This window comes from Vibrio sp. TRT 29B02 (assembly GCF_050113655.1).
Lineage (GTDB): Bacteria > Pseudomonadota > Gammaproteobacteria > Enterobacterales > Vibrionaceae > Vibrio.
In genome coordinates this window covers 161,187-173,497 of sequence record NZ_JBNJOJ010000006.1, presented here as the reverse complement: position 1 = coordinate 173,497, position 12,311 = coordinate 161,187, and the positions used below count along the sequence as shown (strand labels likewise).

At 46.3% G+C, this 12,311-nt stretch carries 12 protein-coding genes; 1 reads left to right on the top strand and 11 read right to left on the bottom strand.

The features are described 5' to 3' along the window. The 9 genes from ACQEXT_RS05990 to ACQEXT_RS05950 form a co-directional block, all read right to left on the bottom strand. Positions 1 to 222 (bottom strand): hypothetical protein (locus tag ACQEXT_RS05990; RefSeq protein WP_426951064.1); only part of this gene is annotated, 222 nt, incomplete at its 3' end. 149 nt (positions 223 to 371) lie between these two features. After that, complete coding sequence (locus tag ACQEXT_RS05985; RefSeq protein ID WP_426951063.1) at positions 372 to 1,799, bottom strand: ATP-binding protein; 1,428 nt, start codon at positions 1,797 to 1,799, stop codon at positions 372 to 374. Further along, positions 1,789 to 2,445: a response regulator gene (locus ACQEXT_RS05980; protein ID WP_269377557.1), complete on the bottom strand. Its 657-nt coding sequence runs from the start codon at positions 2,443 to 2,445 to the stop codon at positions 1,789 to 1,791. Before ACQEXT_RS05980 ends, ACQEXT_RS05985 begins: the two co-directional genes overlap by 11 nt. A 3-nt stretch (positions 2,446 to 2,448) precedes the next feature. Then, positions 2,449 to 3,075 carry a tetratricopeptide repeat protein gene (locus ACQEXT_RS05975; protein ID WP_331428373.1) on the bottom strand — a complete coding sequence of 209 codons (627 nt, stop codon included), beginning with the start codon at positions 3,073 to 3,075 and terminating at the stop codon, positions 2,449 to 2,451. A gap of 13 nt (positions 3,076 to 3,088) precedes the next feature. Beyond that, positions 3,089 to 3,895: an SDR family oxidoreductase gene (locus tag ACQEXT_RS05970; RefSeq protein ID WP_331428374.1), complete on the bottom strand. Its 807-nt coding sequence runs from the start codon at positions 3,893 to 3,895 to the stop codon at positions 3,089 to 3,091. A 9-nt stretch (positions 3,896 to 3,904) separates the two neighbouring features. Continuing rightward, complete coding sequence (locus ACQEXT_RS05965; protein ID WP_426951061.1) at positions 3,905 to 4,588, bottom strand: TenA family transcriptional regulator; 684 nt, start codon at positions 4,586 to 4,588, stop codon at positions 3,905 to 3,907. Positions 4,589 to 4,598: 10 nt separating this feature from the next. Then, a complete protein-coding gene (locus ACQEXT_RS05960; protein WP_426951059.1) occupies positions 4,599 to 6,116 on the bottom strand; it encodes an AMP-binding protein in 1,518 nt (505 codons plus the stop codon). A gap of 11 nt (positions 6,117 to 6,127) precedes the next feature. Next, complete coding sequence (locus ACQEXT_RS05955; RefSeq protein ID WP_426951058.1) at positions 6,128 to 6,730, bottom strand: thermostable hemolysin; 603 nt, start codon at positions 6,728 to 6,730, stop codon at positions 6,128 to 6,130. A gap of 135 nt (positions 6,731 to 6,865) precedes the next feature. Further along, positions 6,866 to 7,579 (bottom strand): M15 family metallopeptidase, encoded by a 714-nt coding sequence (locus ACQEXT_RS05950; protein WP_426951067.1) that lies wholly within the window; start codon positions 7,577 to 7,579, stop codon positions 6,866 to 6,868. Between the two features lie 349 nt (positions 7,580 to 7,928). Between ACQEXT_RS05950 and ACQEXT_RS05945 the strand changes: the two genes are divergently transcribed. Continuing rightward, positions 7,929 to 9,248: an MBL fold metallo-hydrolase RNA specificity domain-containing protein gene (locus ACQEXT_RS05945; RefSeq protein WP_426951057.1), complete on the top strand. Its 1,320-nt coding sequence runs from the start codon at positions 7,929 to 7,931 to the stop codon at positions 9,246 to 9,248. Between the two features lie 58 nt (positions 9,249 to 9,306). Here the strand turns inward: ACQEXT_RS05945 and ACQEXT_RS05940 are convergent, their stop codons facing one another. Together ACQEXT_RS05940 and ACQEXT_RS05935 are read right to left on the bottom strand one after the other, a co-directional pair. Then, on the bottom strand, positions 9,307 to 11,652 hold the full coding sequence (locus tag ACQEXT_RS05940; protein WP_426951056.1) for a S8 family serine peptidase: 2,346 nt from the start codon (positions 11,650 to 11,652) through the stop codon (positions 9,307 to 9,309). 455 nt (positions 11,653 to 12,107) lie between these two features. Further along, positions 12,108 to 12,293, bottom strand: a complete 186-nt coding sequence (locus ACQEXT_RS05935; protein ID WP_426951054.1) for a hypothetical protein — start codon at positions 12,291 to 12,293, stop codon at positions 12,108 to 12,110. Between the last annotated feature and the right edge of the window lie 18 nt (positions 12,294 to 12,311).

Sequence of the window (12,311 nt, the reverse complement as noted above, 5' to 3'; positions counted from 1 at the left end):
ATGATCTAAGCCATCGCTCTCTTTTATCAACAGCGGAACTCGCGGAGAATCATTGAGTAGCAGCAAATGGCCTTGCTTTAATTGCTCAATAAATCGGTCATATCCCATGCCGGATGGGGTCACCTCTTTGAGCTCACTTTCAGACAAGGAGTCAAAGTCACCTTCCACTTGCTGAAATTCGTGCGCCATCAAATGGATAAGTTCAACGGTCTTATACCCCACGTCATGCCCTATTGAATCGTTTATGAGTGGCTCAAAGGTTACCTAGCTTGCGCTTTTATATCTATAGTTCGGATATAAAATCAATTGAATAAATATCACATATGTCGTGATAATCCGCCTCTTTCTTAGACTAGAATCACACGACAAGGTTATCGATTCGCACTAAAGCGAACGATAAATACATTCCAATCGTCTTTTCTTGGTAACAGCTCAATAGAGGCGTTGTGTAGTGTCGCGATGTCTTTGCAGATCGCCATTCCAAGCCCCGCACCATCGCCTCGATCAGACTGACCTCGATAGAAAGCTTCAAACAATCGCTCACGGACTAAAGAAGAAATGCTTTCTCCATTGTCTGACACTTTTACTTCTATCACGCCATTTTGCTCACTCATCACCACACGAATTTCACTGCCTTGTCCTGAGTAGCGGATGGCATTGTCGATCAGGTTTCTGAACAATACTTCGACTAAGGCTGTATCACCAAGAAACTGACTGGCACTGCCTTCTAAACATATGTCTTGTTGCTGTTTAAGTGCCAAAGGTGCCAAGTCACCAATCACACGTTGCAACAAAGCATTGAGATCAACAGTATCAATCGCTCGCTCCGAAGCACTGTCAACTTTAGCTAAAGTTAGCAACTGTTGGATTAAGCGGTCTGTGCGCTCTATGCCAAGCAATATGTTGTGCAAAGCTTGTTGCTTTTGCTCTGGCTCATCCGTGGAAAGTGCGTTCTCCACATTGAGTCTTAATATGGTAAGCGGCGTTTTCAGCTCATGAGCCGCAGCACGCGTAAAGCGTTTTTCACGCTCCCATGCTAGATCAAGTTCTTCCAATAGCGTGTTGAGTGCATCGACTAATGGTGCAAGCTCCACGGTGTGATCTTTTACATGGATTCGATCGAGATGGTGAGCATTTCTTTGCGCGATGGCAGTGCGCAATTGATCGATGGGTCGAAGATATTTGGCGATCAGCCACAGAAGTACTGCCAGCAGGGTTGGCAATAAAAATAGCTGCTCAATCGAAGTGGACAACGCAATTTCGTTGATAATTTCTTGTCGGATCTCGTGCTTCTCTGCCACAACAACATATTCATTGGTTCCTTGTTCATCAACAAACGCTAGTTGAAATGTTCGCCATGACTCACCAGCGATCTCTACATCAGAAAATCCATTGCTTTGCGGCGAAGTCGATAGCGCTGGCAACTCTTCTATCGAACTCCACACCAATTCTGTGCGGCTAAAAAGCTGAAAGACTAGGTTTTGTTCGTACGGGTGACCATACTCAGTGCCTTCGTCATCGTCTTTAGCCAGTTTGCTAATGTTGTCCATCCAGCTATCGAACTGATCTCGATGATTGATGAGTTCGTTTTGGTTCTTGGATAAAGATATCGCGAGAAGAAGCAGTTTCGCAGACTGACCTAGACGCGCATCATATACCTCTTCGACCTCATGCTTGGCTGACTGAAAGCTAAAATAGAGCGATACCATCAGTAACACGCTCACCAAGATTGTCACGGACAGTGTCAGTTGGCGCTTAATTGAATAAGGCGCTTGTCGTTTGAAAAGGTTATTTTTCAAGAATGTACCCTACTCCACGGATGTTTTTAATCGCAATATCAGGCACCTTTTTGCGTAGGTTATGGATATGAACTTCTATCGCATTGTCACTGGCTCCCTCATCCCAGCCATGCAGGGATTGTTGCAACTGATCTTTACTCTGAACACGACCCGCATTGGTCATTAAACCCGCTAAGATCTTAAACTCGTTACGGGTCAGTTTCAGTGGTGAGTCCGCAAAACGAATGCAATGTTCCGACAACGAAAGACTCAACTGACCAACAACAATTTTTTCGTCCGCGCAGCCCGATTGGCGACGAATCAGTACACGCAACCTTGCGAGCAACTCTTCAAGCGCAAAGGGCTTGCCGAGATAATCATCCGCACCACCATCCAAGCCTTGAACACGATCGCGTATATCATCTCGCGCAGTTAATATCATAACGGGTAGTTGGTAACCTTCACGACGAATGGCTCGCAATACCTGTAATCCATCTATATCTGGCAGAGTCAGATCTAAAATCACCGCGGTAAACGCCTCTGTTTTTAGTGCAGTAGTAACCCCTGCCCCCTTATCTAGCCAGTCTACCGTGTAGCCATTGCGACTTAGCGATGTCACCATCGATTGCCCCAACAGCGCATCATCTTCTACCAGTAATAAACGCATTCGTTATCTCAGTCTCGCCATTGTTATTTCGATCTCTTTTTTACGCCCTTCATCCGCCAACTGGCGGTTAGCCCTTGGTTCTGCTTGTAGCGCTTTCATGAGGTAAGCTTTTGCTTCTGCTTTACGTCCATCTTGCGCAAGAAAGTCACCATAAAAATAGTTGGGATCGATACCTTTAGGATTGATCTCTAACGCTTTTTTTAACATTTCTTCCGCTTTTTCGTCATCTCCGAAACCAATCGGCCAACCAGGTACTTTATAGTATAAAGATCCCAAACTGGTATAGGCGGAACCATTTAACGTTGCTGGTGATGTATCAATAACCTGCTCTAGCAACTCTTTCGCCTCTTCCGCTAATGATAGCGCTCCTAAACCACCTTTTGCTCCCGCCAATGACGCTTTATTGATCGCTAACCAAACTTTTAATTCCGGATCGTTCGGATTCGAGCGTAAATACTGGTTATTTTTGCTGATCAATGCTTCAAGGCATTGCTGTTTGTCCTTATCTTCTGGCGTGTTGTACTGGCATAGAGCCCACTCTTTTTGCACAGTCTGTATTTGTGCCTCATTCGCATTAGCCAGTGAAGCCCAAAGCCCTATCGACATAATTCCTATTAGTTTGATGTTCATGTTACTTCCCTCACTAATGACTAACGCGGTTAACGTACTGATTAATGGTTTCTTTCTGCTTATTAATCGCTGATGAAACCACACCTGGTAAAATTTGATTTATGCGAACAAATAGCTTTTCGGGCCAGCCGATCCATTTGGCACTGGTCTCTTTCTCGATCATGCTCTGTACGTGCTTAGCAACGCGTTGAGGAGAATCGACGGCATTGCCGAGCTTTTGATTCATCTGATTCACAGCACTACTATTCAACGCGGTGTCAGTGGCTCGCGGTGCCAAATACAGCACTCGAATACCGCTACCGTTCAGCTCGCGATCTAAAGATTCGCTGAACCGATGTAGCCCCGCCTTAGCCGCACAGTAGGTCGTGTATCCAGGATAACCAATCGAACCAAATGTAGAGCCTATATTGAGCATCACACCCGGCTGAGAGATAGATCCAATCAAGGTTTGGCAAATCATGATTGGCGCGACTAAGTTGAGATTAATTTCTTGCTCGATTTGCTGTGGAGATTTACCGCTCAATAACGCAAAATCATTACAGCCCGCATTGTTAATCACGGCATTGATTCTACGGCGCTCTCCAATCGCGCGTTTGGCATATTCATTGATGTCAGCCACTCCCAGTGACGAGGTCACATCTGCAACCAAAACATGGTGTTGTTCGCTGTTCATTAACCCCGCCTGTAAAGATTGCAACGCTTCGTGACTTCTCCCCACCAGCGTTAGCTTCGCACCTGACTTTGCGAGCTGCTCAGCAATGGCTCGACCTATACCGCCAGTCGCACCGGTCAATAGAATATGACTATCTTTGATCTTCATTTTTCTATCTCACGCGGCTTGTTGACGGTTTTGAACAGGCAGTGCACGCAGCATTTGACCATAGAGATCAAACACCATGTTGGCAGATTCGATAATCACCTGTTGATCTTTAGGGTTGGTTACTTTGTTCATCAGTTGTTCAAAAAACTGTAAGTGAGACTGGTCAAGCACGCTGTGAGAAACCAGATAAGTCATGGCTTCTGGAGGAAGGTTGAGTCGTTTTTGGATCATCTCAGCCATTTTGCCGCCAATACCAACACTCGTGCCTTCTAACACCCAAACCATACCAAATAGCGCCAGAGGGTTATGACGGTCAATCTGGTGATACAGGTAGGCCACCATCAGTTCGATTGCTTGCCCTACGTGCCCTTCGTCTTGGTTTTGGCGAACCTTGTCCGCATCCCCTCCACATGCTTTGATATCGTTTAGAATCCACTCTTGGTGGCCTTTTTCTTCATCAATGTATTCGGCAAGCGCTTCCCTAACCCATTCATATTCTGAAGATAAACGACCACCACATGCCATCAGCAATGGTACGGTATGTTTAACGTGATGATAGGCCTGAGTAAGAAAGGCAATGTACATTTCTTTACTGATGTTTCCGCATTGCACTTCAGCAATAACAGGCGCAGTTAACATCCTCTGCTGAGCGGAGGCTGTGCATTGTTGTAGTTGATTAAAAAACGGGGTCATAGTGTTATCCTCACGAGGCTAAGGGCTGATCTGAAACGATCTCTATTCGGCTAACTTTCTTGCCATCAAGCGATACGTTACTGCGCTCATTCGACAATAGAGCGATTGCATCTTGTTCAAGCTGGGAGCGCCTAATTTTTCCATTTGCAGTAAACCATTGCGGTACTTGGTTAATCTCTTCCACTACCAATAAACTGCCAATTTGAGCGTAATCGGGCAGACGGTGGTTCAACTCAATCACTCTTTGCAGTAAAGAAGGGGCTTGCTCAGTGACTGCGCACAAAGCACTTTGGTCGTTGCCAACGACAAAAAAGGGCAAGTTGGGTAAGAAGGCGAAAGCCTCAGACTCTATCCACTCTGGTGATACATTGCGGCCGTATGCGGTGACGATAAGGTTCTTTTTTCTGCCTAAAAGGGTGACAAATCCCTGTTCATCGACTTCCGCCAAGTCGCCCGTTGCTAGCCATTCATCAGTAAATGGTTCACCTAGGTACCCGAGCGCATTATTACCTTTGACTTCCAACTCACCATCTTCAGCGATACGTACCTTTAGATGAGGCAGGACTCGTCCACTAGTGCCCGCCTTATTTGCCTTGGGCGTGTTTAGACAGACGACAGAACTGCACTCAGACAACCCATATCCTTCATACGCAGCGATGCCAACTTGTCGCGCGGCCTCAATAAGCACCGTCGAAACGCGAGCGCCACCAACGGCAACAAACTTTAGCATTTGTGTTAAATCTGGGGATTGTCGAACCACCGAAATCAGTGCAAGTAGCAGAGCGGGAGTTAGAACAAGACTCTCAGGTCGGTATTGAGCCAGAGCGTGAGCAAAACGCTGCGCATCAAACTTGTTTGATCCTTTCAATCCGGTTTGTTCACCACCGAGCACATAGGAAGTCACACCCAAGAGTAATGGGACGTAAACCCCGGTAATATTCTCAAGCAAAGTCGACAAAGGCAGTACGGTGAGGTGTCGGCTCGCCTCGCCACAAACACTATGAGCTAGCGACTGCGCTACTTGGCATATGTTCTCCTCACTTAAACAAACGCCTTTAGGATCACCTGTAGAACCCGAAGTAAACGTAATTTTCTGAGTGCCAGCTAAATACTCTTTGTGTTCTCTTGTATGATGCTGATAGACAGCAAGCCCTGCGATGCTTTCAATTCGCTCTCCAACATAATCGCCTTGATAAACAGACCAGTCTCCGATCAGTAGATCCACAGCCGAACGTTTTAAGACATGCTCAACTTGTTGCAGCGAGAAAAAAGTAGGAATAGGAACAACGACCACATTGACTGACATAGCCGCTAAATCAACCATCACCCAACTTAAGCTGTTATCTGCTCTTAGGGCGATAGCCTTCGCCCCCATCGCTTGTAATTGATGTGCCGTATAATGAATGCAGTCCAGCAACTCTTGGTAAGTAATGGTTAAGGGATCTCCCGTATGATCACTACCAACAAAAGCGATATTGTCAGGCGTTTCGCCTGCCCATTTTTCGATGGCCTCTAGAATCGCGTTCATAATTGTCCTCCCTATGCCTGCTTACGACGGTTGTGTACCAAGCGTAAACGCTGCAACCCTTTAATCAGGTTGCCAGCAAAAACCTTAGGTTGATGCTCGTAATAGGTGCCCCACACTTTCGGTGCATCAAGAATTTTTTCTGCATCGGCGTCAGCAATTAAACGAGGATCTAATCCTAGTCGTGACATCAATGCGAATAGAGGATCTGTCGCGGTAAAAATACACCATTCAAAGCCGTTTTCGACTAAGCACTCTGCAATCAAGAAGAAATGGAGGGGAGACATGCCTTTAGCGAAGGACGCAAGATGACCAAACTCTACAAGGTTGGAACGTTCAACAGGTTGCTGGAACAAGTTTGATATCAATACCTCTGCTGGTGCATCCAAATATTGCTCAAGAAACAGAGGCTCATCAGCCGCAATTCGGAATCCACAGACAGACGCGATCTCATCGTTATCGAGCAAGGTTAAATAGGCTGGCATGAAGAGTTTAAGCTCGGCACGAAAGGCTTGCTGGTAGCGCAAAGAAACGTGGTTAACCACTGGCTTCCACAATGCATGTGATGGATAAACGATGTCGAGCTGAAAATGAGTTGCTTGAGTTTGAGGTTTCATGAGCGTCACCTTACCTTGGTTCATTACCAGTAAGATAAAATGCGAAACTTAAGAAACCCTTAATGTTAGAAATATTCTATAAAAACCCTTCTAACCCACTGAAATTATTACTCTCTATTGAACCCAAAGTGATGACTAACTACCATGAACCGTTAGATATGCGCAGTATGCTCGCGCCTTTTCACCACCCTGCTGCTGGGTATAGCACGTTCGGTAGTTGTCGATGTAACGAAGAAATGCGGCCTCAGCTTGCGCTTTAGGCATTTGCACCAGTTGGTTGATAAAACGGCGCGAGCCCACTTCAAAGTGCTGGGTGTCAATTGGGGTGTTCCAGTCTCCTCCCCAGATTAAAAATCCATGATGAGCGAACAGCTCTACGACATCTTCCGCCATACCCTGACGTTCGATCTCTTCTCGAGCCCTATAGCGAGTCCGGTTGACATAACGTGTTGCAGATTGCGCAGGTTTGACAAAAATCTGGCCATTATCGGCAAATTCTACGAATGGGTTTTGTACGGGGTTAACGTCTATCGCGACGCCATAAGCATGTTTCGACCAGCTAGAACCGCTCGTGATCGGCCGAGCATTAAACGCACTGCTATTATTCGCTGCCATCGATGCGTCGTCATCCCCTTTAAACTCTCGCATCAATCTCGCAGAATGGAGTGGGAAACGGCGTTGATACAAATCCGCAAAAAGACGTTCCACGGAAGGAGCGACAATATCAAGAACGATCACGCTTCCTCGCTGGGTTTGCCCAGAGAAATCAATAAAATCAAAGTCAACCTTAGCCAGGCGTTCACATCCTACCGGAGCTCCAGAAGTCAATACGCCCTGCTTTTTCATCATCCCGCATTGCCACTCAGAGACAGGCGCTACCTGAGCATAACTGGTGGCACTTATCGAAAGGAATAACAACGGCAGTAACCAATTTTTCACGTAGCATTTCCTTCTTTTAGAGATTCAGAGGTAGGCTCAAATCCACCTCTAACTCAGCAACTTTTCGCTAGTTTGCATCTTTAGTCTTGCGGCTTCAAGCGGATCAAATCGGTGAGAAACGAGACATTCGATCACAAATAACTGGCTGAGTTAATTCATAATTACTTAGAAAACACTGCAAATTCGCAATTCGGACCACTCACTTTGTATTGCTGGTGACTTGAAGGCAAAGTCAACTGAGAATAACTCGGAGAGAAAGATGGAAATCATACATCACGGAGGGAAGCATACGGTCACAGGTTCATGTCATGAACTGAGGCATGATAATCAGGCTCTGTTGATCGACTGTGGTTTGTTTCAAGGACAAGATGCTCGCTCGCTTGACATTGATTTCCCAATCAAACAACTCAATGGGCTGATTCTAACTCATAGTCATATCGACCATATTGGGCGAATACCATGGTTGCTCGCGGCGGGATTTAAACAGCCAATATTTTGTACGCAAGCCACTGCGGAACTGGTCCCTCTGATGCTCGAAGATAACCTTAAGTTACAACTGGGGCTCACCGCAAAAAAAGCACAGCGGGTGTTAGAACGAGTCAAGCGCCAGCTCTGTCCTTATCCCTATGATCATTGGTTTTCTCTCGATAGCAAACAATCTGACTCAATCCAGATACGTCTGCAACAAGCTGGGCACATTCTAGGCTCTTGTTATGTTGAGTTGTGCTTACCCAACCAAGAGATCGTCGTTTTTTCTGGTGATTTAGGCCCAACGAACACACCATTGCTGCCCGATCCTGTCTCACCTCAGCAAGCGGATTATCTGTTTATTGAAACGACGTACGGCGATACACAACACGAAGATATCGCCACGCGCTCCTTGCGGCTGAAAGCCATCATCGATCGTTCTCTTGAAGACGGCGGAACGATACTGATACCGGCGTTTAGTGTCGGCAGAACCCAAGAACTGCTCTTTGATATCGAGCAACTGGTATTTGAGCATCAGATAGATACCAAAATCCCTATAATCCTTGATTCTCCCATGGCACAGAAAGTCACCCGTTCCTATCGCCGTTTCAAGCAATTGTGGGGAAATGAAGCCAAGCAAAGACTGCAAAACCGACGCCATCCACTCGCGTTCGAGCAATGCATCACTGTTGAAGATTTTCGCACCCACCTCCGACTGGTTAACCGGCTTAAATCGACCGGAGAGCCTGCGATAGTCGTCGCCTCTTCAGGAATGTGTCAGGGAGGTCGCATAGTGGACTACCTTAAAGCCTTGCTGCCAGATCAACGCACCGATATTTTGCTCGCTGGCTATCAAGCGGAAGGAACGCTTGGTCGTGCCATTCAATCTGGCTGCGTCGACATTGAGATTGACGATGAGCAGGTGGAGGTATTGGCACAGGTTCATACCATGTCAGGCTACTCAGCCCATGCAGACCAATCGGATCTACTGCGTTTTATCGAAGGAATCCCTACTAAGCCGCAAGCGATTCATTTGATTCATGGTGAGCCAAATACCCAATCCCAATTTGCAGAGCTCCTTCGCCGCCGAGATTATCAAGTTATCGAATAAAAATAAGGCTGCGAACAACGCAGCCTTATTGTGTTGAGCTGACAGTTTGACGTAAAAGCTATTTTTTACGTATTTCGTCAATATTACTGAATCCGGACGTTGCGGAACCATCAAACGCTTGCACGCGATAACCATAACTTCCTGTCGGTAAAGCGCTAATATCATCATCAAAACGGGTCGCGTTAATGCCTACCGTTCCAATTCGAACGAAAGAGAATTGACCTTTACGTTTCAACCCTCGCTCGATATAGAAGCCGCCTTCATTATCAGAGTTGTCCGACCAAGTTAAGGAAATAGTGTTGCCATTTTGAGTCAAAATCAGATTGCTCGGCGCCGCTAAACTACCGGGTTGAGGACCAGGTCCCGTACCGCCAGAATCGCTGGTGACAGTAACAATAAGGGTGTCTGATGTTGCTTGGTTAACACTATTTTTTGCAGTAACACGATAGCGATATTCTCCGGTATTCGGCACAGTATCGACAAAGGACGTCGTATCTGCTGGCAACGTCGCGATCTCGATAAAACTCACTTTACCGCGATATTTGGTTCCTCGTTCAACGACGTATTCTGTCTCATTGGCGCTGTTGTCTTGCCAACTCAAACTCACATTTAAGCCATCAACCGAAGCCGCCAGATCCGTAGCAGCATTGAGAGCATCTTGGTCAATGACCAACACATTGACACTGCTGCTGTTCATCGCGCCAGCATTATCCGTCACCGTCAGTGTCACCATAAAATCACCTGCCGACGCGTACGCATGAGAGGCATTCACTCCAACGCTGTTTTGCCCGTCACCAAAGTTCCATTCATAGACGGCGATGGAGCCATCCGGATCACTCGAGCCTAGCCCATTAAAGTAAACGACCTCCCCAATACCATAACTGACCGCGGGGTTGTCGATGGCAATAACCGCATTGGGCAAATCGGTCGTCACTTGAACGGTTGTCGACGTCGAATCCGATAGACCATCGTTATCGGTAACCGTTAAGGTCACCTCATAACTGCCTGCTTGAGCATAGACGTAATCATTAATAGCAACCTGATCAGAGGTAGTACCATCACCAAGATTCCAATCATAACTGACGATATTCCCACCTTCGCTGTCAGATGAGTTGCTACCATCAAAGTCCACAGGGGTACCAAAGGCAACAGAATTCGCGCTCACGACTATCTCTGCGGTTGGAGGGTTCATACCACCCGCATTCAATGCATAAGCTACAGCACCTGCTGCATCAACGAGGCCATGTCCAAATACGTTATCGTCACCAATAACGCCAATATCAACAGCCGTACTAAACAAGCCATTTTCTATATCATCTGGGGTAATATTTGGATTTGCCGCTACCATTAACGCGGCAATCCCAGCCGTCAATGGAGAAGAGAATGATGTACCGCTGTAGTATACGTAGCGGTTGTCAGGGTATGTGGTGAGGATTTCGACACCGGGGGCGGTGATGTCAACATAATCCCCCCAGCTAGAGAAACTGGCTCGATCATTGTTGCGATCTGTTGCCCCAACACCAACAAAACTGGTGAAGTCTGGATAAGTCGCATGCTGTAATCCACTATTACCCGCCGACATAAACAACAGACCATTACGATTTCGCAAATATTGAGCAGCCGCATTAATGGTCTCGTATTGGATGCCTCCGTAACTTAAATTGACCACACGTGCCCCTCTATCCGCGGCGTATTCAATACAGACCGCCATCGTAGAGATATAGGCAGAGCTGTTGTTGTCACTGATAGCGATTCGAACGGGAATAATATCGACATTCCAATTCGCACCCGCAACGCCAGTTGAATTATTACCTACTGCACCTAAGGTTCCTGCCGTCCCTGTACCGTGACCATTGGCATCGTAAATATAGTTAGATCCATCTTGAGCGTTGTAGGCGAGATCGAGTCGTAGGTTTGGGCCAAGATCTGGATGATTGAAGTCAAAACCTGTATCACACACTGCGACCAGTATCGATGAGCTGCCAGTAGTAATGTCCCAAGCCTGTCGGCTATTTACATTATTGTGGTGCCACTGATTACCAAACATGGGATCATTGGGCTGTAAAGTCGGTTCCATTGCGTAATCCGCTTCTGCAAAAGCAACATACCCGCTACTACTAAGAATTTTGGCAATCGCCTTTTCTCGACCATGGTGTTCAAAAGTGGCGATGACGATTTGACTGCCTTCAAGGATACGTTCAGAAACCAATCCTTGGCTCTTGAGTAGGCTGTTAAGTCCTTTTAGATCGCTTGGCGAAGCGTTGGCATCGATTTGGTATATAACCGTACCCGGCCTGACGCGTTCCTGATTGCTTTGCACGGTGTTCGCTAAGACACTAAATGTGACAACTGAGAAGGTTGCCCACAGGAATAAAGCTGGAATAAAGGATTTCACTAGGCGCATAGCACTTCTCCATGACGGACTTCAGGACGCTACTAATAGTTTGGTCAATAAATGAACAGCTGTAAAATAACGCTTTGTAATGAAATCCTCCTCAGAGCCTCCCGATTACTCAACATCAATCAGTTAGCCGACAAGCCTTTTTTACTCACTCGCTCGACTCGTGGCTTTAGTCGATGAAATACAAACCAAAGTTAACTTCCACCTTCACACAGCTCTAAATCAGAGAATTTTTCTATCGTTTTTTCCTATCAAACAAATAGGAGTAAAGAATCTGCAATTGATCCACTCCCATGCCATGCTTACTCAAACGAATAACCGCCCTAGGATTAAGGTCAAACCCTAGTCGCAGCAGGTGGCTCAATCAATTAAATCTCAAAATACTGCATCAGAACGATAAGAAGTCGAATCCGTTAGATGAAAACTTCAACTACGCATCACGTGGCGTCATCATTACGCTAACCGGTAAAACGTCCCATGCGTCGAGATGCGGGTAAGGTCGCTCCCCTTGCCATCGTGTAGTTAAGCGATTGAAAGATAGGTTGATATAGAAAAAGATTATCAATCGATACAAATATGCTGAAATTAAACATCGAAAGTTTGAAAAACATGGTTAAAATAGCCGGCTCAGATTTTCTATCCATACTGCTCCTTTGAGGACG

What these genes read in the sequence shown, in the direction of transcription:
- ACQEXT_RS05980 (WP_269377557.1), bottom strand. Translation starts at nt 2,445, where the DNA reads ATGCGTTTATTACTGGTAGAAGATGATGCGCTGTTGGGGCAATCGATG.
- ACQEXT_RS05975 (WP_331428373.1), bottom strand. Translation starts at nt 3,075, where the DNA reads ATGAACATCAAACTAATAGGAATTATGTCGATAGGGCTTTGGGCTTCA.
- ACQEXT_RS05970 (WP_331428374.1), bottom strand. Translation starts at nt 3,895, where the DNA reads ATGAAGATCAAAGATAGTCATATTCTATTGACCGGTGCGACTGGCGGT.
- ACQEXT_RS05965 (WP_426951061.1), bottom strand. Translation starts at nt 4,588, where the DNA reads ATGACCCCGTTTTTTAATCAACTACAACAATGCACAGCCTCCGCTCAG.
- ACQEXT_RS05960 (WP_426951059.1), bottom strand. Translation starts at nt 6,116, where the DNA reads ATGAACGCGATTCTAGAGGCCATCGAAAAATGGGCAGGCGAAACGCCT.
- ACQEXT_RS05955 (WP_426951058.1), bottom strand. Translation starts at nt 6,730, where the DNA reads ATGAAACCTCAAACTCAAGCAACTCATTTTCAGCTCGACATCGTTTAT.
- ACQEXT_RS05950 (WP_426951067.1), bottom strand. Translation starts at nt 7,579, where the DNA reads ATGATGAAAAAGCAGGGCGTATTGACTTCTGGAGCTCCGGTAGGATGT.
- ACQEXT_RS05945 (WP_426951057.1), top strand. Translation starts at nt 7,929, where the DNA reads ATGGAAATCATACATCACGGAGGGAAGCATACGGTCACAGGTTCATGT.
- ACQEXT_RS05940 (WP_426951056.1), bottom strand. Translation starts at nt 11,652, where the DNA reads ATGCGCCTAGTGAAATCCTTTATTCCAGCTTTATTCCTGTGGGCAACC.
- ACQEXT_RS05935 (WP_426951054.1), bottom strand. Translation starts at nt 12,293, where the DNA reads ATGGATAGAAAATCTGAGCCGGCTATTTTAACCATGTTTTTCAAACTT.